The organism is Sphingomonas sp. MMS12-HWE2-04 (assembly GCF_044881185.1).
GTDB lineage: Bacteria > Pseudomonadota > Alphaproteobacteria > Sphingomonadales > Sphingomonadaceae > Sphingomonas.
Genome location: NZ_CP173254.1, coordinates 708,071 through 730,204, shown reverse-complemented (window position 1 = coordinate 730,204; position 22,134 = coordinate 708,071). Strand labels below are relative to the sequence as shown.

The 22,134-nt window shown below is 64.1% G+C and carries 17 protein-coding genes and 1 pseudogene; 10 read left to right on the top strand and 8 right to left on the bottom strand.

Translation table 11 applies throughout. The features are described 5' to 3' along the window. Positions 1-9: 9 nt before the first annotated feature. The 6 genes from AB2M62_RS03270 to AB2M62_RS03245 all read right to left on the bottom strand — a co-directional run bounded on the left by AB2M62_RS03270 (position 10) and on the right by AB2M62_RS03245 (position 6,437). The gene (locus AB2M62_RS03270; RefSeq protein ID WP_404337779.1) at positions 10-1,179 is read right to left on the bottom strand and encodes a cysteine desulfurase family protein; all 1,170 of its coding nucleotides are present in this window, start codon (positions 1,177-1,179) and stop codon (positions 10-12) included. 123 nt (positions 1,180-1,302) lie between these two features. Then, positions 1,303-1,563, bottom strand: coding sequence for a DNA sulfur modification protein DndE (dndE, locus tag AB2M62_RS03265; protein ID WP_404337777.1), 261 nt, complete (start codon positions 1,561-1,563; stop codon positions 1,303-1,305). Next, complete coding sequence (dndD, locus tag AB2M62_RS03260) at positions 1,544-3,556, bottom strand: DNA sulfur modification protein DndD (protein ID WP_404337775.1); 2,013 nt, start codon at positions 3,554-3,556, stop codon at positions 1,544-1,546. The genes dndE and dndD overlap by 20 nt, the downstream gene beginning before the upstream one ends. Further along, positions 3,553-5,037, bottom strand: a complete 1,485-nt coding sequence (gene dndC / locus AB2M62_RS03255) for a DNA phosphorothioation system sulfurtransferase DndC (RefSeq protein ID WP_404337773.1) — start codon at positions 5,035-5,037, stop codon at positions 3,553-3,555. Before dndC ends, dndD begins: the two co-directional genes overlap by 4 nt. Next, on the bottom strand, positions 5,037-6,149 hold the full coding sequence (dndB, locus tag AB2M62_RS03250) for a DNA sulfur modification protein DndB (protein ID WP_404337771.1): 1,113 nt from the start codon (positions 6,147-6,149) through the stop codon (positions 5,037-5,039). The genes dndC and dndB overlap by 1 nt, the downstream gene beginning before the upstream one ends. Positions 6,150-6,296: 147 nt before the next feature. Further along, positions 6,297-6,437 (bottom strand): hypothetical protein, encoded by a 141-nt coding sequence (locus AB2M62_RS03245; protein WP_404337770.1) that lies wholly within the window; start codon positions 6,435-6,437, stop codon positions 6,297-6,299. Positions 6,438-6,808: 371 nt separating this feature from the next. Between AB2M62_RS03245 and AB2M62_RS03240 the strand changes: the two genes are divergently transcribed. Continuing rightward, entirely contained in the window at positions 6,809-6,991 is a 183-nt protein-coding gene (locus AB2M62_RS03240) for a hypothetical protein (protein WP_404337768.1), read from the top strand. A gap of 161 nt (positions 6,992-7,152) precedes the next feature. On the opposite strand, the gene AB2M62_RS03235 is transcribed toward AB2M62_RS03240, so the two are convergent. Next, a complete protein-coding gene (locus tag AB2M62_RS03235) occupies positions 7,153-7,875 on the bottom strand; it encodes an SDR family NAD(P)-dependent oxidoreductase (protein WP_404337766.1) in 723 nt (240 codons plus the stop codon). A 91-nt stretch (positions 7,876-7,966) separates the two neighbouring features. Between AB2M62_RS03235 and AB2M62_RS03230 the strand changes: the two genes are divergently transcribed. The 3 genes from AB2M62_RS03230 to AB2M62_RS03220 all read left to right on the top strand — a co-directional run bounded on the left by AB2M62_RS03230 (position 7,967) and on the right by AB2M62_RS03220 (position 13,308). Then, on the top strand, positions 7,967-8,353 hold the full coding sequence (locus tag AB2M62_RS03230; RefSeq protein WP_404337764.1) for a winged helix-turn-helix transcriptional regulator: 387 nt from the start codon (positions 7,967-7,969) through the stop codon (positions 8,351-8,353). 345 nt (positions 8,354-8,698) lie between these two features. Next, the gene (locus tag AB2M62_RS03225; protein ID WP_404337762.1) at positions 8,699-10,549 is read left to right on the top strand and encodes a M3 family oligoendopeptidase; all 1,851 of its coding nucleotides are present in this window, start codon (positions 8,699-8,701) and stop codon (positions 10,547-10,549) included. Between the two features lie 332 nt (positions 10,550-10,881). Then, complete coding sequence (locus tag AB2M62_RS03220; protein WP_404337761.1) at positions 10,882-13,308, top strand: GH32 C-terminal domain-containing protein; 2,427 nt, start codon at positions 10,882-10,884, stop codon at positions 13,306-13,308. A 1-nt stretch (position 13,309) separates the two neighbouring features. Here the strand turns inward: AB2M62_RS03220 and AB2M62_RS03215 are convergent, their stop codons facing one another. Then, complete coding sequence (locus tag AB2M62_RS03215; RefSeq protein WP_404337759.1) at positions 13,310-14,326, bottom strand: LacI family DNA-binding transcriptional regulator; 1,017 nt, start codon at positions 14,324-14,326, stop codon at positions 13,310-13,312. A gap of 181 nt (positions 14,327-14,507) precedes the next feature. Between AB2M62_RS03215 and AB2M62_RS03210 the strand changes: the two genes are divergently transcribed. From AB2M62_RS03210 to AB2M62_RS03185, 6 genes and pseudogenes are all read left to right on the top strand, one after another. Next, positions 14,508-17,387 carry a TonB-dependent receptor gene (locus AB2M62_RS03210; protein WP_404337757.1) on the top strand — a complete coding sequence of 960 codons (2,880 nt, stop codon included), beginning with the start codon at positions 14,508-14,510 and terminating at the stop codon, positions 17,385-17,387. Between the two features lie 141 nt (positions 17,388-17,528). Continuing rightward, entirely contained in the window at positions 17,529-18,437 is a 909-nt protein-coding gene (locus AB2M62_RS03205) for an ROK family protein (RefSeq protein ID WP_404337755.1), read from the top strand. Beyond that, positions 18,430-19,713 carry an extracellular solute-binding protein gene (locus AB2M62_RS03200; protein ID WP_404337753.1) on the top strand — a complete coding sequence of 428 codons (1,284 nt, stop codon included), beginning with the start codon at positions 18,430-18,432 and terminating at the stop codon, positions 19,711-19,713. The genes AB2M62_RS03205 and AB2M62_RS03200 overlap by 8 nt, the downstream gene beginning before the upstream one ends. Next, positions 19,710-20,777, top strand: coding sequence for a carbohydrate ABC transporter permease (locus AB2M62_RS03195; protein ID WP_404337751.1), 1,068 nt, complete (start codon positions 19,710-19,712; stop codon positions 20,775-20,777). Before AB2M62_RS03200 ends, AB2M62_RS03195 begins: the two co-directional genes overlap by 4 nt. Further along, on the top strand, positions 20,774-21,664 hold the full coding sequence (locus tag AB2M62_RS03190; protein ID WP_404337749.1) for a carbohydrate ABC transporter permease: 891 nt from the start codon (positions 20,774-20,776) through the stop codon (positions 21,662-21,664). The genes AB2M62_RS03195 and AB2M62_RS03190 overlap by 4 nt, the downstream gene beginning before the upstream one ends. Positions 21,665-21,674: 10 nt before the next feature. Continuing rightward, positions 21,675-22,099 (top strand): annotated as a pseudogene (locus AB2M62_RS03185) (ABC transporter ATP-binding protein); the annotation flags it as partial. Between the last annotated feature and the right edge of the window lie 35 nt (positions 22,100-22,134).

Genomic DNA, 22,134 nt, shown 5'->3' with positions numbered 1-22,134 from the left:
CGGACGGCCTCAGACCGCGGCGACGACCCGAGATCCCATGAGCCGCAGACTCTCCGCGACGATCCTGCTTGACGCCTCGGCAAGCTCTACTTCGCTCGTGAAGCGCCCTGGCGAAATGCGGAAGGCGCCGCGGGCGCGCGGCGTGTCTCCGAACATCGCGAGCAGCACGGAAGAGGTTTCGATCTTCTCAGTGGCACAAGCCGAAGACGCTGAAAAACTGATCTCTTTGCGAAGGCGGCGGATCAGCGCGAGCGGTTCGACACCGGGTATCGAAACCGAGAGGTTATTAGGAATACGGTGGACCGGATCGCCATTGAACTGAATGCCAGGTATCCGGGCGGCGAACTGCGCACGCATTTCCTCGTGCATCGCTGCTAACCGCGCGGCGTCCGCTGGTCCCTGTTGCGCGGCAAGTGCCAATGCTTCGCCCATGCCGACGATCGCCGGCGTGTTCAGTGTTCCTGGCCGGAGTGCGCGTTCCTGGCCGCCGCCGAACAGGATAGGTGCAAGACGCACCCGCGGTCTGCGTGAACGCACATAGAGCGCTCCTATGCCTTTCGGACCATATGCCTTGTGACCGGAAAGGCTTGCGAGATGCACATTGTCGCGCCCGACATCGAGCAATCCATAAGCGCCGATTTGCGCGGCATCACAGTGGAACAGAATATCCCGTTCTGCGCAAAGCGCCCCGATTTCAGCGATCGGCTGCCGCGTGCCTACCTCGTTGTTGGCCGCCATGATCGACACCAGCGCAGTATCCGCGCTAAGCGATCCGCGCAGCGCGTCGAGATCAATCAGCCCATTCTCGTCGACCCCCAGCACGGTAATGCGCCAACCATCGCGCTCGAGCGCACGACAAGGTTCGAGAACTGCGGGGTGTTCTATCGCGCTCGTGACAATATGCCGCTTCTCTGGAGTTGCGCGCGCGACACCGAAGATCGCAAGATTATTGGCTTCGGTACAGCCGCCGGTAAACAAGATCTCGTTCGGCCGAGCGCCGATCGCGTCGGCCACCTGCTGCCGCGCCTTATCCACCGCTTGGCCAGCTACATGCCCATGCTCATGTTCGACGCTCGACGGATTGCCGAACAATTCATCCAAATAGGGCAGCATCGCCGTGCGGACGCGAGGATCAATCGGGGTCGTGGCGTTGTGATCGAGATACAGGCCATGGATCATGGGCTTATGCCGCTGCCGCCGGCACTAGGCGAAGGATATCAGCCGGTGATTTTGCCCGTACGGACAAGGTTCCCACGCCGCGATGAATGTGTCCGCGCAGGCGCCTTAGGAGAGTATCATTGTCTAGGGGCTCGGCGGACTCGTCCCCTCCTCCACCCAGCGCAGCAGCGCAGCGAACATCGCACCATATTCGCCGGTCAGCGTGTAAGCGTTGAATTCCGAGCCGTCCTCGTCCGGTGCCTGCGCACCACCGACGGGGCCTTCTTCCAACGAAGTCATCAACGCGATCCGACAAAGCAGATTCGGCGTAAGGCCGGTACGCTGGCGCAGCGCCCGCAACTTGCTCGTCGCATCGCTGGAAATCTTAAGCTTGCTGTAGCGCACGATGCCCCTCCTTAGCGCTGCTCTCGGTGCCGAAATATCCCGGAGAGACATCGGTCCTTCCGTCGATCTGGTCGAAATCGAGGCGGAAGCTGTGCGAAACGCTGGGCTCTAGGGCCTCGAGCAACTTCTCGTCGATCTCGGTGTCCGTGGAAAGCAGGATGACTTGGTGCGATGCGTTCGGAAAATAGCGCTCGACCAGCTTGGCTCGATGCTTGGAATCGAGGCGCGCCAGTGGTGTATCGATTATCATAGGCAACGGGCGGCCGCTGGTACGGGCCAAAGCCCAGAGCATAGCGATCGCGTAGATCTGCTTTTCACCGGCGGATAACAAGCCCTTCGCCATGCCAGCACCCGTGCGGTCGATCAACGTCGTGGCGAAACTGACCTGATCGATCTCGATGTCGACGACCAGATTCTCCTTGCGTGCAAGACGATTGAAGCAGCGAACGAACTCGTTCCTGAGCTGGCTTAGCTTATGTGCGAGCAGCCGCTCTTCATAATCGGCGAGAGCCTGCGCGGCACGCGCAGCCAGTGCGGAACGCTGCTGGGCCTTCTCCGACCCCGCTTGTTCGCTGAGAAGCCGCTTTTGCTCGCGCTCAAGGGTGACCAACTGTCCCTTGGCGACCCTCCACTCTTCCTGACGCGTATGCAGCGTCGCCTCAGTCGTACCTAGCCGGCGCTCTGCCCGCTGCAGTTCGTCGAGTAGCAAGCCCGCAGACGCGTTGTCCGCGCGGTCCAGAGACGCTTGCAGCGCGTTACCTCGGGCGGTGAGCCGATCCATTTCCTGCAAAAGATCAGCGGCCCGGGGCCGGACGACCGATTCCACCTCGTCTAGCCGGGCGATGGCTGTCGTTCCATCTCCCACCTCACGAATGGCCGGACAGGCAGTCGAAGTTCCAGCGGGACGACTATGGGCCCGCACAAAGGATTCCAGATCCTTCCAATGGGCGCTGGCCCACTTCGCCTCACGCGCTGGCGCGCCTTCTGCGCGCCAGCTCTCGATCGCGGCAATCAAGGACGCAGTGACGTCCGCATCATAACCGCCGCCAGTGCCCGTCAGCGCCTCGCGGAAGGCAGCGGTCAGCTTTGGCGCCATGGCAAAGGGCAGCAGTTTGTTGGCGATATCCCGCAACTCATGCTCCAGCTGCGTGAGCGCTCGTCGCACTTCGCCCCGTTCGAGCTCAATCTGATCACGCCGAACGGCGGCATCGCCGCCTTCCGCCACGAACTGGCGCCGCATCTGCTCTGCAGCACGCGCCTGAGACTCGCGCTGCGCAACCAACTCGGCAACCTCATCTTCCAATAGGCCCGTCCGACGCTCAGCCACCTGCATGTCGCGGCTGACAGCTTCGATCCGACTCGTCGCCCCGCTGTCGTCATCCTTCTGATGACGCGCGATGTAGAGCCCGAGATCGACGCGCAGTCGTCCGACGAGATCGATACCAAGAAGGCTGCGGATCGCCTCCCCTAGTTGCTCGTCGTCCCCACTTCCTTCGGCGATCTCGCTGATCTTCTCGCCGTCGAAAAAGAAGAGCTGCGACACGCCTGGCGGGATGAGCTCCTGGAGAAAGCTGTGCCATTCTTCCCGCGGCACCGAATTGATCGTTGCACCATCCTTGAGAAGGTCCAGCGACTCAACGACGCTCCGTCCGCGCGCCACCCACTCTCGCCGGATCTTGTAACGATGAATGGTGCCAGCCTCGGCATAGTCGAATTCCAGAGTCACCGCCGCGCCGTCGCGCCCGGACGCACGGTTCACTCTAGCGCGCAGATAATTGTCATAGTCGGCCTGTGCCACCCGGGAACCCAAGGCGCGGCGACCGTACAGCGCCAGCCGGACAGCGTCGAGCAGCGTTGTCTTCCCGACCCCGTTCCTGCCGCCAATCAAGATCACGGGAGCAGCGCCGCCGTCGCGCCGCCGGGGAACGAGATCCAGCGTGGTCGTCCCCGCATAGACGCCAAAATCCTGAAGGGTCACGCTCCGGAGAATCACGCCGTTACATCCTTGTCGAAATCTTGGGCCGCCTGCATTGCCAGCGCTTCGAGCTCTTCATCGCCTTCAACCTCGTCGGCCTGGCGGCCAGCGAGCCTCTCTCCGAGAACCGCCTCGAGGCCACGCCATTCCTGACGGAAGAGATCCTCGATCCGCGTGTGCACGGCGTGCCGGCGCTTGAGACCATGGGCCGCGCGCTCGACGTCGAGCAGCTTGACGACCAGTTCGGTCGGCACGTCGCGCCCCTGGCAAACTTCATCCAGCAGCTGACCATCGTCTGCCGTGAACGCGATGCTGTCCTCGATCACCCAATCCAGGTCCCGGCCCAGTACCTCGCGCACGATCTGCGGAACGGAGTCGGGCCAGTCGCCGCGCTCAGCCCTCCAGATGCGGCGAATTTCGTGCAGCTCCGCATCGTGCACCAGCAAGGTTTCGTCCCCCGGCGGCGCTTCACGCTGAACCTTGAGCTGCGTTTCCAACAATCGCCTCAGAAGCGTCTTGCAGAAGTCGAGCGTATAGGGCCCGGGCACCGGCGTATCGGTTCCCTTGATAAAGGCCACCTGTCCGCTGCGCCGGCGAAACTCGCGATAGAGTTTCTTCTTCTCAGGCGCCTGGGTCTCGGCGAGCAAGTCTCGAAAATCGAGCAACGGCTCAAGCCAGTCCTCGCCCGAGTCGATCATGGCCTCCATCGACCGGTCACGCTCGACCACGGTGCACACCCAGCAACCAAAACGTGAATTCCCACAGCTCGGGGTGGTTGTGTCCACGACGAGCGGGCATTCACCAGCCTGAGCGTTGCGATACATCGCAACCAGATCGCGATTGTCGTTGCCCCAGGGCGAAGGGTGCTGGAGCAGATACGTCCACACATCATCCGTCGAGAAAGGCTCGATCGGAGCATAGACAAAGGCGTTGAGGAGCGAGGAGTGGCGCGACAGCGTCGAGCCCTTGATCTTGTGGAAAGACATGACTTGGGCGCGCGTCGCGCTTTCGGAGGTGCGCACGCCCAGCACCATGACCACTTCGCCGAACTCGGCGACGCGACCGCGGATGAAGTCGTTTGCGGGTTCGATCTTGAGCCGTTCGGTGCACCAGCGGAACCGCCGCGAGGGCGCCGGATAGCCGCGCCCAATCAGGTTGACCCAAAAACTGCGATCGACATTGGGCGTGACCTTCTCGGTCTTGATCGGGAGCCCCTGCTCGACCGCCGCCTTGGCGATGCGCTCCAGGGTCACGTCGATGTACCGCACGATCACCGGGGTCTCGACCAGCGTATCCGAGCTAATCACGTAGATCGGCTTTTGCCGTTGTTCGACCGGCAGCTCCAACAGCGCTGTCCACAGCATCTGCAGGGCGCAGGTCGAGTCCTTGCCACCGGAATAGCCAACCACCCAGGGCCGGTTATCCGAAAGATAGACCTCGCGGATCTCGCGGTACCGAGCTTCAAGCCCAGTACCGTCTAGCGCGGAAACCTTGGCCATCAGCTGGCAGCCCTTAGCTTGGGCACCGCAGGCGGTGCATAGAGATCCTCAATGCGCTGCGCTTCCGCCGTCAGCGTCATTCCGAGCGTGCGAACGATTACATTGGTGACGAGCATCACATTGTTCTTCGAAATGTTGACCTTGCCCGCGACGAGCGCGCGGTTGTCCCACAACGCGCGATTGGCGCGTGACCAGTCGATATCCTTCAAGCGTACGAGACGCTCCGCCCAGTCATTCGGACAGGACGCGATGAGTTGCGCACCGGCCTTGCCGATCGCCTGCACGGCGACACCATGCGCATGGATGCAGTCTCGGCGGAGTTCATAGCTAGAAACCTCGCGCGTCCCCACGCGCTGCCAGTCGGGCATATTGGCGATCACTGCCGACCAGAATTTGATCGCGAGCGGCTTGTCCGTATCATCGACCTTGCCCGCCTTGGATTTGCCGATCAGCTCGAGCGTCGCCTGATGGATGCTGCTGAGCGTGAAGAATTTGGTCGAGCGGTTGGAAATGCTGGTGCTGTCGTAGCAGGTGAAATCGCGGAACAGCGGGATTGCCGCCACCAGGTCGCGCGAGAGCGCTGCGGTCGCATCGCGATGATTGTAGAGAAGTTTGATCGAGCGTGTCGGCTTGACCGCATGGATATTCAGGTCCGCGAACATCTGCTGCGAGCGCTTGAGCCCACGGTCCGCGAACACGACGACCGAGATCGTCTCGTTGCCTAGTGATGGGCGTTCACGGATCGCTTCCTCGATCGCCGCGCGGCGATGCTGGCCATCGTTGATGAGTATTGTGGCTCCAAGATCGATACGCAGTTGTCCGACCTTGCGCAGAGGCCCCTCGGCGGCCGCCGGCACGAACTCGATTTCCCCGTCGATCGATGCGCAGAGCGATGACAGAATATATTCGTTCGCATTGTTCGCGATGTAGCTCGCGATCGCCGGCACCCTTGCCTTGTTTAGGACACGCTGTGCCCGCAGGTCGGCGGGCATAGCTTCATCCTCGAACTTGAATAGGCGCGGCACGATTTTCAATGGCACCATGACCACGTAATAGGCGCTCCCCGCCTGCACGCCGCGAATGGCCGTGAATTCTAGACTGTCCCCATCCATGAACGCGCTCCCGGATCGAAGAGCGACACTGCCCCCACACCCGGCGGAAGTCAATTAGGATAGAAAGGAAGTCAATTTTCAGCCAATAATTAACTTCCACACCATCCAACAGATTTACGGGCTGCGCAATCGCTCTACCAGCAACCCTTAGGCCAGCGGCGCAGGGTCGCGGCAGGAGGCCTGCCGGATCAAGAAATGCCCAGGCCAGACCGTCCGCCCGAGCGACCAGCTGGCACTACAGTCGCGCAAGATGCCCGAGACCGGCTTGCCTATCTGACGCTCCAGCACCGGCCGCCACGGCGCCACGGCGCTAGCGTAAATTCGCGGAACAGCTGCACAAGACCACCAGATTAGTTGGCAGCTTTCGGGATTCTTAAGAGGCCTCGAACGACATCATTTGGGGCGAAAGCTACCATCACCCTCGACCCTCACCCCCCGCCCCCCTCCCCGGCAGCGGATCGTCACCCGCCAGGGCCGAGATGCAGCGCAGCTGGAGCTCGGTCGGCGCACAGCGCCGATAGAGCCGCGGTGCCCGCGCAGCGGGCAGCCGCCGCCACCACTTCCGCGCCAACCACCCTGCGTCTAACGAAGAATTATTCTTGCTCTCCCGCATCTTAGCCCGGAGCGATTCGTTGAAGTCGTCCAAGGAGAGCATGACAATGGCGACCACCCCGCAAAACGAAGAACCCGGTTTCGAGCACGACCAGAACGAGCTTCCCGAGGATCAGGGCAGCACGTCCGAGACGACTCTCGAGGATGGCCCCGAGGAAGAGGACGCCGCCGATATGGAGGATGTCCAGGAGGAAGCCGCCGAGGAACGCAAGGAAGGCGGCTACCAGTAAGAAGCTTCTGTCCCGCCACGTCACATTCGTGGCGGGACACCCCCATCGGCGTCTCGAGACGCGCATTCTTGCGACCGCCCCAGGCGATTCCCTGCCCCAGGCCCGTCGACGCGTCGACCGGCACCTGTTCCGAACCGGCCCCTGGCCTGGCGTTCCCGCGGTCAGACCTGCCGCATGCCCCCATCGACGCACAGTTCCGCCCCGGTGACGAAGCTTGCGGCATCGCTCAACAGGAACACCGCAGCGGCGGCGACCTCCTCGGCCCGGGCCATGCGGCCGAGCGGGATCGGCGCGATCAGCATCTGTCGCATCTCGTCGGAGACGGCCGCCATCATGTCCGTGTCGGTCGGTCCCGGCGCCACGACATTGACGCGGATCCGGCGCGGCGCGAGTTCGGCCGCCCAGCTGCGCGCATAGGACCGCAAGGACGCCTTGGTCGCCGCATAGGTGCTGAACGGCGACACCCCCATCACGTCCGCGATCGACCCGACCAGCACCACCGAGGCCCCGTCGCTGAGCAGTGGCAGTGCTGCCTGGATGCCGAACAGCGCGCTGCGGACATTGACGGCGAAATGCAGATCGAAATGCTCCGCCGTTTCCTCCGGGATCGTCGCAGGCTCCGACAAGCCGGCGTTCAGCACCAAGGCGTCGATACGACCGTGCACCCGCTGCGCCTCGCGCATGACCCGTTCCAGGTCGCCCCGGGAAGCGGCATCAGCCTCAATTCCCCGTGCGGACGAACCAATGCTCTCAGCGGCGGCGGCAACCTCCTGCGGCCTGCGACCCGTCAGAAGCACCGTAGCGCCTTCCTCGGCGAGCGCGCGAGCGGTCGCGAGGCCGATGCCCTTGGCTCCACCTATGACCACCGCGACCTTGCCCGTCATTCTTCCCATCGTCCGTCCTTCCATTTCAAGACGGAGGACCAGATATACGACGCATATCTGATAACAAGAACGCACCTGGAGTAGCGTAGATATGGCCGACGATACCGACCTGGCGGCGCTGTCCTGCAGGGCCATGATGGACGTCCCCCGCATCCGCCCCGTGCTGGACAAGATCGCGGACAAATGGACGATCATGATCCTGACGGTGCTGTGCCCTGAGCCCGCGCGCTTCAACGCGATCAAGCGGCGGCTCGACGGCATCACCCACAAGTCGCTGGCCGACGCACTGAAGCGGCTCGAGCGCAACGGGCTGATCACCAGGACCGTTTTTCCGACCAGCCCGGTCGCCGTCGAATATGCGATAACGCCGCTGGGCCATTCGCTTCGCGGTCCCTTTGAAGCGCTTTGCTCCTGGGCGCTGGAAAACGAGCAGGCATTCGCCGCGGCCGCCAGAGCCTATGATGAAGCGTGCCCCTGAGCGCCGAAGGCGGCAAATGGCTCGACGTTCCCTTCGGCTCGGGTTCCTTTCCCGGTTTCCCGGTCGCCCGCTGCGCTCGTGACCGGCGGCAGAAACCGGGCCCGAACCAGACTGTCCGTCTCAGGCGCCGCACATGGCCGAAGCGGCTGCGAGCGGCGAGCGGCAAATTGCGGTGGGAGCGATCTCAGTCGCGCTGCGCGAGCGACAGCGAAATCGTTCAGAATCGCCCCGGCGAAACTGCGCTTAAGACAGTAGGAGACGCTTGTTTCGTCTTGTCGAGAAAGGTCGGATAAAGAATAGTAGGCGTGGCGCCGGGGGGATCGGCACCGATACAAAGGGGGTGGTATGCGGCTGTTGGTCCTGGCGCTCGCAGCGGCTGCCTCGGTCAGTCAAACCCAGAGTGCGACGCCGAAGGCAGCACCGCCTGACTGGGACCTGAGCGCACTTTACCCAAGCGCCGATGCAGCGGCCAAGGACCGAGCGGAGATCGAGGCTGAAATGCCCGGTCTTGCCCGGTGGAAGGGCAAGCTCGTCGACGCCCAGTCGATCCGGGACGCGCCGGCGGCGAGATCCGCGCTCCGCATGCGGTTTGCGCGCTATTATGCGTGGGCGATGTTGCGCGTAAGCCGCGACGGAAGCGATGAGGCGGCCGGTGCGGACCTGGCGGCAGCGACCGACCTGTCCACCAATATCGAGACAGCGGCCGCATATATCGAGCCCGAATTGGTTGCGCTCGGCAACGCGCGGCTGGCGGAACTTGCGCGAAACGAACAGCTCGCTGCCTACGCCAAAACGCTGACGCTTCTACGGATCCGGGCGAGCCACGTGCTGCCGACCGCCCAGGAAGAGCTGGTCACAAGTGTACAGCCGCTGCTGCGACAGCCGGCGAGCGTGCGCGATACGCTGTTCAACGTCGAGCTGCCCTATCCCACCATTACCATCAAGGGCGAGCCGCGACGGCTCGGACCGGGCGCGCTGAGGCGGTCGTTGACCGATCCGGACCGGGCAACGCGCAAGGCCGCATGGGACGCATTCACGACCACGCAGGACAGCTTCAAGCTCACGCAAGCGGCCCTATTGTCGAGCTACCTGTCCGGAGTGGCCTGGGAGGCGAAGAAGCGCGGCTGGGCCAGCCAGACCGAGATGGTGACGGCATCCGACCCGGTGCCGGCGGCGGCGTTCTCCGCCTTGAGCGCGGAAGCGGAGCGCGCGGCGCGCGGTCCGCTGACGCGCTATGTCGCGCTCAAGGCCCGTGCGCTTCAGCTCCCCGCGCTCGCGACCTACGACCTGGCGGCGCCGATCGCTCCCGACACGCGCCACTACACGATCGACGATGCCAAGGCGCTGACGCTCGCGGCGGTGGCGCCAATGGGACAAGAGTATCAGCAGCGCCTGGCACGCGGGTTTGCGGGGAAGTGGATCGACTGGCATCCAGGACCAACCAAAGCGCCTGGCGGCCTCACGCTCTACGGTGTGGCGAGCGTGCCAGCCTATATCTCGATCAGCTATTCCGAGGACGCGCCCGGCTTGGCGATCTTCGCCCACGAATGGGGGCATTGGCTGCACTGGGACTATGCCCGCGAGGCGAACCGGCCATATGAGACGCTGGCGCCCGAAACCACGACCAACGACCTGATCACCTTCGTTCACGAGATGCTGGTCACGGACGCCGAGATCGCGCGGGCAAAGAGTTCGGCCGAGCGTATAGCTGCGCTGACCACCGCGATTGATGCGCTGCGCAGTCCCTATATCGGCGTGGTGGCCCAAGCCGCGTTCGACCTGGCGGTGCGCGATGCGGCCGACAAGGGGCGCGCTTTGACGCCCGAAGCCATCAGCAAACTCTACTGCGACGCTCGAGACCGCTTCTCGCCATCGACGATCCAGCGCGGCGAGCATGACTGCCTGGGCTGGGTGACGGAGCCTTACGTCTATTACGACATGTATTTCTACCGCTACCTCCTGGCGACCAGCGCCGCCGCCTGGTTTGCCGAACGGATCGCCGCTGGCGACCATCAAGCCGCGGATCGTCTGAAGGACCTGATGCGGGCGGGTGGTTCCAAAGACGGTCCGACCCTTCTCAAACAGGCGGGCTTCGATGTCGCGGACCCGTCGGCATATGCTGCGATGACCAGGCGGATAGAGCGGCTCACCGCTGCTTTGGAGCGGGAAGTGGAACGGACGCAACCGCCCCGCTAAGAGCTTGGCTCGCTGGAGCTGGGGATGAAATACATGTCATTCACCGGCGATTTCGATGGCCAGCAAAACCGCCTGCGGGCACCCGCGTCACTCTCGCGGTTGACCGATATGGGGTCCCCGTGCCGACAGGCAAATTGCTCTCAAAGCGGTCCGGCGGCTCATGGGCCGTTTGCCGACTGGCCGCTTCCAGGCGTTCCGACTGCGAAAGCAGCCATAAAGCCTCGAGGTCCTTGCATCAGCGCGGTCCGGGTCGCCCATTCCTCGTTGATCAGAAATTGCCCGCCTAAGCCGCAGCTCCATCGCGAGGCACAACCGCCGTTGCCCGATCCTCGTTGCCGTTCACCGAACCACGCTTTGAGGTTGGCGCCTTTCAAACTCTCCTAAGCTCGGGCGCTGGAATTGTCGACGTCGACATTATTTTGTTGACCGGTCGGTGGGTCGCCTTACGTACGACAGGAGGACTGCCCGTTCGAAGCCAGTCCACGGTTGGAGAGAGCGCTATGGCCAAGGTCATCGTACAGGCAGTTGGTAATCGACTTCGGAGATGCTCCGCGCTCGGCCTAGTCTTGGCCGGCCAGACCTGCGGCGCCGCGCTCGCCCAACCCGCGACCGACCGCCCCGTGCTCGACTGGGCGTTCGATGCGAACACGAACATTGGTGTGGCCCTGCCCTCGTTCACGACCCAGTTCCCGCAACCCGATTTCGTGCCGGGCGTGACCGGGCAGGCATGGCGCAGCGACGGTTTTTCGAGCTCGGTCTCGGCACCCCTTCGGCTCTCGCCAGAAAAGGGTTTCACAGTCCAGGCCTGGGTGGCGCTCGAAAGCTATCCCGCAGGCTATGAGAAGCCGGTCGGCGAGCAGATTCCCGGCTCGCTCATCCAGCAGGCCGGCAAGAACAGCGGGTTCGACATCTTCATGGACGCCTATGGCCGGTGGGGCGCGCGCATCTCGACGGCGTCCGGAACGCTGCGGATGACGGCGCGGGAGCCTTTCCCGCTCTACAAATGGGCAAATGTCGCCGCGACGTTCGATCCGGCCACGGGCGCGGCAAGGCTCTATCTTGATGGCGCACCGGTCGGCGAAAAAACCGGCAAACCATCCAATTGGAAGCCCGCGGCAACCGACTTCCGGATCGCGGCGAGCTGGCGTGAGGCGCCGCTGGGCGTGTTCAACATTAACGGTGTGAATGCCGCCTATGACAATGTGCGGGTTTTCGACCGCGCGCACGACGCCGCCGAGATCGCGGCGGCGACGAAGAACGTCACGCCGCCCGATGCCCAGCAATCGCTGATCGTGCCGGCGACGCGTTTTGCCGCCGACCTGCAGCGGCCTGTCTATCACGGCATGCCACCGGCGAACTGGACCAACGAGCCGCACGGACTCATCCGGCGCGGGAACAGCTGGCACATCTTCTACCAGCGCACGCCGAACGGCCCCTACAAGACGATGATGACCTGGGGCCATCTGCGCAGCGACGACCTGGTGCATTGGACCAGCCTGCCGATCGCCTTGCGGCCCGAGCTCCAGAAGGACGATTTCGGCTTTGACATGAAGGGGATCTGGTCGGGCGACGTGGTGACCGGGCCCGGCGGTTTCGCCTATGCCTTCTACACGAGCGTCAACCACAGCGCGACCTTCTACAATCCCGGCATATCGCTGGCGATCAGCGACGATCCCGGTCTGCTCAACTGGAAGAAAGTGGGGCCGCTCGTCGACCGCACGGGCGTCGACGATTTCCGGGACCCCTATGTGTGGTTCGAAAAAGGCGAGACGCGCATGATCGTCGGTGCCGCGCTCGGCGGCTCGGGCGGCCTCGCTTATTATCGGTGCGATAATCTGGCGAGCCGGAGCTGCTGGAAGCGGCAGCCGGACTTCGCCCCTTTCCGACAGATGGATTTCGGCTCCGAGATCTGGGAGATGCCGGTCTTCACCGCGATCGGTGGCGGCAAGTACATCCTCGAGGTCAACCCCATTGGCGGGAAGGTCAGCAAGTACGGAAATCCGTCGACGCGCGGCGTCTACTGGATCGGGAGCTGGGACGGCGCCACCTTCAGACCGGATTCGCTGCAGGCGAAGATGCTCGACCTGCTGCCTGGACATCTCAGCCCGACAGTCGCGCGCGATGCGAGCGGCCAGCTCGTCGGCATCGGTATCGTCGACGAGCGGCGCACGCCCGAAGCGCAGTTGCGCGCCGGATGGGCCCACACCTTCGGCCTACCGCGCGTGTGGTGGCTGCTGCCGGACGGCAAGACGCTCGGCCAGTCGCCGCTTCCTGCGCTGACGAAGCTCCGGCTGTCCGACGGCGCGATCCAGCGCAGGATCGAGGGCGTCGGCCAGCTTCCCGTCGGCGATCTCGGCCAGGCCGTGGAGATCACGGCCCGGTTCGACGTGCCGCCGGTCCAGGGCAGCTATGGCCTCGACATCGCCACGTCGCCGGACGGCACCGAGACGACCCGTCTCTATTATGACGCCGACCGCAAGGAGATGGTCCTCGACAAGCAGCATTCGACGCTCGGCAAGGACGGCGAAGGTCCGCAATTGCTGCGTGGCGCGTATGACGAAGCCGCCTTCAGCCGGCCGCGCGACTTCCGCGTGTTCATCGATCACTCGGTCGTCGAAGTGTTCGTCAACGACGCCGCCGCCTTCTCCTTCCGGATCTATCCAACCCGCGCCGACAGCACGCGTTTCGCGATAAGGTCGAGCAGCCGGGTCGGTGCCGAGGTGCAGGCGTGGCGCCTGGCGGCCGCGCCGATCCGATAGCTCAGGCGGAGCCGCGCTCGACGAGCGGGCATGGGAGCCGTTCGACAAGCGGCTGGTCGTCGGTGCCGCCAAGCATCGCGAACAGCTTGTCGGCCGCGCGCACGCCGATATCGTAATAGGGCAGCGCGATCGTCGTCAGGGTCGGGATGACCCGTTCGGAAATGATCCGGAAGTCGTCGAAGCCAATGATCGCGACGTCATCAGGCACGCTCAGGTTCAGGTGCGCCGCCGCGAAGAGACACTGCATCGCAATCTCGTCATTGCCGGCGAGCAGGATCGTCGGCCGATCTTCCGCCGGGCCCGAAAGGATATCGGTGGCAACGGCGAAGGCGCAGGTTTCCTCGGCGTCGAGCGGACCGCGGATGCCGGGCTGGACCCAGTCGGGGCGGATCGCCAGCCCGGCCTCGCCCATCGCCTTCTCGAACCCCTGGCCGCGCAGACTGGCCGCGAGGATGAGCGGATTGAGCGTGACATAGGCGATCCGCTCGTGCCCCTTGTCGATCGCGTGGCGCGCCGCGGAATAGCCGCCCTGAAAGTCATCGGGGACGATCGCGGCGACATCGTCGCGCCCCGGCGCGAAGCAATTGACCAGCACCGTCGGGATGTTGTGCTCGGTCGGGTCGAAGTCGACTTCGTGATGGTACATGGTCGCGAACATGACGCCGTCGATCCGGTGCTCCTGGAAGGTCCGCCAGATGCGCGCCTCAGCCTCCTTGGTGCCCGAGGTGTTGGCGATGAGCAGGCTCTGGCTCGCGCGTGACACCCTGTCCTGGATGCCGCGAATGATCTCGACCGAGTTTGGCGTCGTCGACACCACGTCGGTGATCAGACCCACCACGCCGGACCGGTTCGTCCGGACCATGCGCGCGGCAAGATTGGGGATATAGTTGAGCCGTGCGATCGCTTCCTCGACGCGCACGCGGGTCTTCTGACTGATATTCGGCTCGCCATTGACCACGCGCGATACCGTGCGGTCCGAGACACCGGCGAGTTCAGCTACGTCCTTGATGGTCTGCAAACCGATGCTCCGCTGCGAGCGGCTCGTGCCACTCCCGGGGCGTTGTGCAGCACACAGGCCGAAATTGCACTTTCTTTGTCGACGTCGACAATTTCAATTGACGACGTCGACAATCCCGTGCTCTACCAGCCGCACTGAACCGACAGACAGCGGAAAACCGCATACACGGGAGGGGAGAGAGATGATGAAAGGTACTGCGCGGCTTGCAACTCTATTGACGGTGACCGTGTCGTCTTTGGCACTCGTCGTTCCGTCCATTGCCTATGCCCAGGACACGGCCCCCGCGCCGCAGAATCCGGACGACACCAGCAATCAGGATCAAGGCGCCGATACGCAGACGAAGGACGAGATCGTCGTCACCGGCGTGGTGCGCGCGACGCGCAAGCTCGACACGACCTTCACCATCGACACGCTCAATCGCGACGACATTCAGCGCCTGGCCCCGATCAGCACGGCCGACCTGTTGAATAATATCCCCGGCTTCTTCGCCGAAGGCAGCACCGCCGGCGAGCGCAGCAACAATGTCACCGTGCGCGGCCTGCCCAGCAGCGGCTATCGCTACGCTCCGCAGCTCGTCGACGGCATGCCGGTATTCCAGGACTCGGACGTGCCCTTCGCCAATAGCGACGTCTTCTTCTCGGCGGATCTGATGACCGACCGAGTGGAGGCGATCAAGGGTGGCCCGGGCGGCACTCTGTATTCGAACGGCCTGGGCGGCGTCGTCAACTTCGTCACCAGGACCGGCGGCGACCATTTCGAGGGCGGCTACAAGCTCGAGCTGGCCACCTACGGTTTCATCCGCAACGACGTCTTCCTCTCCGGGCCGATCACCAAGAACCTTCATTTCGCGGTGGGCGGCTTCTATCGCACCTCGAACGGCTTGCGCGATACCGGCTATACCGCCGATCGCGGCGGCCAGGTCCGCGGCAACCTGACCTACAATAGCGACGACGGCACGACCAATATCGGTCTCTTCGCAACTGTGCTGAACGACCGGACCGCGGTGTACAACAACCTGCCGATCCAGGTTCCGGGCTTCAGCAATCCGGGCACGGCCGACGATCCGATCAAGATCGATTCGAAGACTGTCCGGCCGATCGGCATCAATTTCCAGAACGGCACCCTGCTCTCGCCGTCCAACCGCTACGTCACACAGATCGACAATAGCGGCCGCATTACTACCGCGGACCTGGCCGACGGCATCCATCCGGACTTCGTCACGCTCGGTGCGAAATTCTCCAAGGAGCTCGATTCCGGCTGGCGGTTCGATTTCGAGGCCAATTATGTCGACGGCACGAGCGGGTTCAACGCGCTCTTCGCCGGCAATGACGCGGCCACGGCCGAATCCTTCCTCGCCAATCGCTGGGTCGGCGACGTGCTTCAGCCCGCCTTCGATGCGAACTGGCAGCAGTCCGAAGGGACGCCGAACAATTCGCCCTTCTACAACCGCAATATCCTCGCGACCTATTTCAACGCGGCGAGCCCGACCGATTTCAACAACAACTACAAGAACCCGATCCTCGCCGCGGGCTTCGGCAATTTCGACCAGATCCGCGCGCTCTACGGCGCCAACCAGACGATCGCCGGGCCGGGCGGCTATATCGGGGCGTTCAACGTCAGCGACGGCAAGCCCATCCCCGCCGGCAGCTTCCTGAGCTTCGAGATCCCGTGGATCGTGAAGTCGAAGCTGACCAGCGCGACGCAGAACCTGAAGATCCAGAAGGACTTCGACCTGTTCGGGTCGCATCACCTGACCTTCGGCGCCTATCACAGCACCAACAGCGACAATTACGACTTCCAGGCGGCGCTCACGATCTCGACGCTGGCGTCACCGAGCGAGCTGGTGAACCTCTACGTCATCGACGCCGCGGGCAACAAGGTCGGCCCATCGCTTTCGCTCAACGGCAGCTTCCTGCCCGGCTTCTATGGCAACGCCGTGGACGGCGACGCCGAGAACTTCGCCGGCTATGTCCTCGACCATTGGGAGCTGTTCAACAGCCGGCTGCGGATCGACGCTGGCTTCCGCTGGGAGACCGAGCGCCTCAACGTCAGGTTCCGGAACCGGACCTGCTGCACCTCCTTCATTCCCGGCAACGCACCGAACGGCAACCGCGCCTTCACGCAGGTCCAGACGCTCGGCGACCCCCAATATCTCGAAGACCGCTATTACGGCCATGGCTGGTCGGTCGGTGCCAATTTCGCGGTCAAGCGGAACCTCGCCGTCTATGCGCTCGCTTCGCAATCCTTCCGCCTGCCCAGCCTGAACGACGGCATCGCCTTTGCGCAAAGCGCGCCCTTGGCGGATCCGGTCGAGAAGATCACCCAGTTCGAAGGCGGCGTGCGGTTCCAGTCGCGCTTCATCGATGCATCGGCGACCGGCTTCTACAACAAGTTCACGCCGCGAACCCTGATCAACACCTATCAGGACATCCATTCGTCCTTGTGCACGGCAGGCGGGAGCACGGCGACCACCGCCACCATTACGTCATGCCCGAACATTTCCGAAGCCTATGCCTATGGCACCACCAATTATGGTGCCGAGCTTGAGGTCGTGATCCGGCCGCCCTTCGTCCCGGGCTTCGACATCAAGGCGAATGTCACACTCCAGGATCCCAAGGTCAACGGCTCCGGCTATACCGTCGTCAATCAGGTCGGCAACAGCTACGAGTATCGCACGATCAGCCAGGACGGCCGGCGCGAGGGTCGCCAGGCGACCACGACGCTCAATATCCAGCCGCGCTGGGACCTGAAGCCGCTGACCTCGCTGCCGGTGAAGCTGTACGGGCAGTATGAGTATCGCTCCGCGCGCTACTCGAACTCGCAGGACATCAATGTCACGCTCTATCCGTCCTACTACGTGGTCAATGCCGGTGCGCTGGTCGACCTAACGCGCAACCTCTCGGTCCAGGTGCACGTCGCCAACCTCACGAACCAGCTGTCGTTCACCGAGGGCGATCCCCTGTTCTTCGATCTGAAGGCGCCGGACGGCGTCAGCAACCGCGGCGTTGCGCGGCCCCTGTTCGGCCGAACCGGCCGCCTGACCGTCAACTACCGATTTTGACCGAGGCCCCGGCGCTCGTGGCGCGCTCGACGAGCGCCGGCCCCTCCCCCTGCAAGACGTGGCATCCGCACCCGGCGCCTTCCCTCGCCGCATCCCGGCGATCTAGCTTCGGGCGCGCGCAGAATTTTGGTAGTTGAGGCAATGTCGAAGGATCTGTTTGCGGCACTCGAAGCCGGCGGCACCAAGATGATCTGTGCCGTCGCCAATGCCGATGGCGATGTTCTCGCACAGGCGCGGATCGCCACCACGACCCCCGACCAGGTGTTCGATGCGATCGCGGCCTTCTATCGCGCCCAGCGCGAGGAGCACGGCCCGATCCGCGCGGGCGGCATCGCCAGTTTCGGGCCGCTCGACCTCGATCCTGCCTCCGCCTCGCATGGCCATCTGACGCGCACGCCAAAGCCGGGCTGGTCGTCGGTCGACATGCTGGGGAGGTTCACCGACATCGTCGGTGCGCCGAGCCGGATCGATACCGACGTCAATTGCGCCGCGATGGCGGAGGCGACTCGCGGGGCGGGCCAGGGGCTCGACCGGCTCTGCTACATGACGGTGGGAACCGGCATCGGAGTCGGCCTCTTCGAACGCGCTGCCCTCCATCCGCCGGTCGCGCATGCCGAGGTCGGCCATATCCGGGTTTCGCGGGCACCCGGCGACGACTTCGCGGGCATATGCCCGAGTCACCAGGACTGTGTCGAAGGCCTTGCCTGCGGCCCGGCGATGAAAGCGCGCTGGAGCCGGTCCGCCGAGGATCTGCCCGCGGATCACCCCGCCTGGGACTATGCGGCGCATTACATCGCCGCGATCTGCGTCAACCTGACCTATATCGCCCGGCCGCAACGCATCATCCTGGGCGGCGGCGTCCTGGAGCATGGAGCCCTGTACCCGGCGGTCCGGCGTCAGTTCGGCGCGATGACGGCCGGCTACGCGCTCGACCGCCACAGCGCCGATGTCGAGACCTTCATCTGCCCTCCCGTCCTGCAGGACCCCGGTCTCGTCGGCGCGATCGAACTGGCGCGCGCAACCGTTGCAGGGGATCTCCAGGGTGCCTGACTGGCGTGCCCGTATCGCGGCCCTGGCGCTGTGCACCGTGCTGTGGTCGTGCGGACCGGCACGAAAGGCGGAGCGCAGGATCGATCTCGTCCTTTGGAAGAACCAGGCCGGCCTCGACGAGGAGGAAGCCACCAGGGAAATGATCGCCCGCTTCAACGCGGCGCAGTCGAAATGGCGCGTCGTTGCGCAGTCGCTGCCACAGGGCGGCTATGACCAGTCGATCGTCGCGGCTTCGCTCGCGGACCGGATGCCCTGCATCGTCGCGGTCGATAGCCCGATGGTCGCGAGCTATGCATGGGCGGGCCATGTGCGCCCGCTTGACGGCTATGTCGCACCCGCAGCCCTGGACCAGGTCAGCCGCGCCGCGGTCGGGCGCTATGCGGGGAAGGTCTATGCCGTCGGCCAGTTCGACGCCGCCCTGGCGGTCTTCACCAGGAAGTCGATCCTTGCCGAGACCGGCACGCGCGTCCCGACGCTCGACCGACCCTGGACGCTTCAGGAGTTCCAGACCTTCCTCGAGCGGTTGAAGGCGAGCGGACGATATCGCTACCCCCTCGATCTCGCCACGCGCGACGACAAGGCGAGCTGGTGGACCTATGCCTTCAGCCCGATGCTGCAGAGCTTCGGCGGCGACCTGATCGACCGCCGCTCGATGCGAACCGCCGAAGGCGCCCTGAACGGCGCCCCGGCGCAGCGTTTCGGCAGCTGGTTCCGGGCGCTGTTCGCCAAAGGGCTTGTGAACCGCAAGGAGCCGGACGAGAGCGCGTTCGTCAAAGGTCGTGCCGCCGTGGTCTATACCGGCGGGTGGTGGGCGCCGGACTATCGCCGGTATGCCGGCGACGATCTCGCCATCCTGCCCCCGCCCGACTTCGGTACCGGGGTCGTGATCGGCGGCGGTTCCTGGCAATGGGCGATCAGCAAGCATTGCGCCCATCCGGAAGGTGCGGGCAGCTTCATCAACTTTCTGCTGCAGCCAAGCGAAGTGGCGGCGATGAGCGACCGGACCGGCAACGTCCCGGTCACCGCAGCCGGTGCAGCCCGGTCGCGGGACTTCAATCCGGACGGGAAGAGCCGAATCTTCTACGACCTGATGGAGCGTTTCGCGAGGGCACGCCCGGCAACGCCGGCCTTCTCGGTCGTCTCGAATGCCTTCACCTTCGCGATGCGCGACATCATGGACGGCAAGGACGTGGCCGACGCGCTCGACGATGCGGTCGACGATATCGACGGCACGATCGCGGACAATCCCGGCCTCGCCTCAGGGGGCGGCGAATGAACGCCGCGTCCCTCCCGCAAAGCACGCGCCGTCGGCGGTTCCTGCCGTTGCTGTTCGGCGCCCCTGCCCTGCTCGGACTGACCGTATTTCTGGTGTTGCCTTTCCTGATGGCGCTGGGGCTCACCTTCACCGATCAGCGGCTGGTCTCCCCAGAGCCCGGGTCGATCGTCGGCCTGCGCAATTACGAACGGCTCCTCTCGGTCAGCTACCTTGTGCAGACGCCGCAATCCGACGCCGACGGACAGCCCGCCTATACCAGGCTGCGCGCGATCACGCGGACCGACCCAGCCTATCGCGGCTATCGCCCGCTCACCCAGTTCCACCTCGGCCGGAATCGGGTGACGATCCTGGCCAAGGATCCCGCCTTTCTCCAGGCGCTCGGAAACACCTTCCTGTTTGCGCTGCTGGTCGTGCCCCTGCAATGCGCGATGGCATTGGCGCTGGCGCTGCTGGTCAACGCAGGGCTCAGGGGCCAGACCATCTTCCGCGCGATCTATTTCTCGCCGGTGGTCATGTCGATGGTGATCGTCTCGGTCGTCTGGGCCTTTCTGTTCGACAGGGATCTCGGGCTGTTCAACCAGGCGCTGGGCGCGATCAGCTTCGGGCTGATCAAGCCGATCGACTGGCTGGGCAATCCTACCGCCGCGATGCCGGCGGTCGTGATCATGTCGGCATGGCAGGGTGCAGGCTTCCAGATGCTGATCCTGCTGGCCGGACTGCAGGGAATATCCCAGGAGCTGTACGATGCGGCGCGGATCGACGGCGCGAACCCCTGGCAGCGGTTCCGCTACATTACCCTGCCGGGCCTGCGCCACACGATCACCTTCGTGCTCATCGTGACCACGATCGCCGCGCTCGGCCTGTTCACCCAGGTGGACGTGATGACCGGCGGCGGCCCGCGTGGCTCGACTTCCACCGTGATGTTCGAAGCGGTCCAGCGCGGCGTACGAGAGGAGAATATCTCCTATGGCGCGACCATCTCGGTCGTCTATTTCGTGCTGATCACGCTGGTGATCCTGCTCCAGCAGGTGCTCGGGCGCCGACGGGCCAAGGTGGTCTCATGAGCCCCAGCCAGCGCAAATCGGTGCCGCTGCGGTTCGCGCTCTACGCGCTGATGGCCGCGCTCGCTCTGGTGTTCCTGTTCCCGTTTCTGTTCATGGTCGCGTCGTCGTTCAAGTCCAACGACGCGATCTTCGCCGATCTCGAATCGATCCGGGCGCTGCTGCCGGTCGGCACGCTGACGGCCGACAATTATGTCCATGCCTTCGCGCGCGGCAATATCGGCCATTACCTGTTCAATTCGGTGCTGGTGACCGCGATCACGGTCGGGCTCGGCCTGCTCGTCAACAGCATGGCCGCCTTCGCCCTGGCGCGCATGGAATGGCGCGGCAAGCAGGCGGTGCTGATCTTGCTGGTGATCCTCCTCATCGTGCCGTTCGAAGCGATCAGCGTGCCCTTGATGCTCCTCGTGTCGAAGCTGCCCGGCCTTGCGTTCGACGGCGGCGTGCTCGTCTGGACGCGTTCCTGGCTCGACACGCTCTACGTCCAGATCATCCCTTTCATCGCAAACGCCTTCTCGATCTTCCTGTTCTACCAATTCTTCCGCGACATACCGAAGGACTTCGACGAAGCCGCCTATATCGACGGCGCGACGGCGTTTCAGGTCTACCGCCATGTGATTGTGCCGTCGTCGCTTCCCGTGTTCGCGACGGTCACGATCCTTCAGGCGCTGGCGATGTGGAACCAGTATCTCTGGCCGCTGATCACCGTTCCGGGCGAGTCTGCGCGACCCTTGATGGTCGGCATGCAGCAGTTCTTCGGTGCACGCAAAACCGCCTGGGGCGAGGTCATGGCCTATGCCGCGCTGATCACGGTGCCGGTGCTGATCGCCTTCATATTCTTCCAGCGCTGGTTCGTGCGCAGCGTCGTCGGCAGCGGGGTCAAGGGATGAGAGAAGAACAATGCCCGCAACCGTAGAATTACGCGATGTTCGCAAGAGCTATGGCGCCTCCGACATCATCAAGGGGGTGAGCCTGACGGTCGCACCCGGTGAGTTCGTCGTGTTTGTCGGCCCGTCGGGGTGCGGCAAGTCGACCTTGCTCCGGATGATCGCCGGCCTGGAGGAGATCACGTCTGGCGAAGTGCGGTTCGACGGCAATATCGTGAACGACCTGGACCCGGCGCGGAGGCGCGTCGGCATGGTATTCCAGTCCTACGCGCTCTATCCGCACATGACGGTCGAGCAGAATATCGGCTTCGGGCTCAAGCTCGCGAAGAAGCCTGCGGCGGAGCTCAAGGCACGCGTCGAGGAGGCGTTGCGCGTGCTCCAGCTCACGGCCCTTCGCCATCACAAGCCGAGCCAGCTTTCGGGGGACAGCGCCAGCGCGTCGCCATCGGTCGGGCGATCGTACGCAAGCCCAA

Excerpts from the sequence above, each read along its gene's own strand:
- AB2M62_RS03270 (WP_404337779.1), bottom strand. The coding sequence starts at position 1,179 with ATGATCCATGGCCTGTATCTCGATCACAACGCCACGACCCCGATTGAT.
- dndC (WP_404337773.1), bottom strand. The coding sequence starts at position 5,037 with ATGGCCAAGGTTTCCGCGCTAGACGGTACTGGGCTTGAAGCTCGGTAC.
- dndB (WP_404337771.1), bottom strand. The coding sequence starts at position 6,149 with ATGGATGGGGACAGTCTAGAATTCACGGCCATTCGCGGCGTGCAGGCG.
- AB2M62_RS03240 (WP_404337768.1), top strand. The coding sequence starts at position 6,809 with ATGGCGACCACCCCGCAAAACGAAGAACCCGGTTTCGAGCACGACCAG.
- AB2M62_RS03235 (WP_404337766.1), bottom strand. The coding sequence starts at position 7,875 with ATGACGGGCAAGGTCGCGGTGGTCATAGGTGGAGCCAAGGGCATCGGC.
- AB2M62_RS03230 (WP_404337764.1), top strand. The coding sequence starts at position 7,967 with ATGGCCGACGATACCGACCTGGCGGCGCTGTCCTGCAGGGCCATGATG.
- AB2M62_RS03225 (WP_404337762.1), top strand. The coding sequence starts at position 8,699 with ATGCGGCTGTTGGTCCTGGCGCTCGCAGCGGCTGCCTCGGTCAGTCAA.
- AB2M62_RS03210 (WP_404337757.1), top strand. The coding sequence starts at position 14,508 with ATGATGAAAGGTACTGCGCGGCTTGCAACTCTATTGACGGTGACCGTG.
- AB2M62_RS03205 (WP_404337755.1), top strand. The coding sequence starts at position 17,529 with ATGTCGAAGGATCTGTTTGCGGCACTCGAAGCCGGCGGCACCAAGATG.
- AB2M62_RS03195 (WP_404337751.1), top strand. The coding sequence starts at position 19,710 with ATGAACGCCGCGTCCCTCCCGCAAAGCACGCGCCGTCGGCGGTTCCTG.
- AB2M62_RS03190 (WP_404337749.1), top strand. The coding sequence starts at position 20,774 with ATGAGCCCCAGCCAGCGCAAATCGGTGCCGCTGCGGTTCGCGCTCTAC.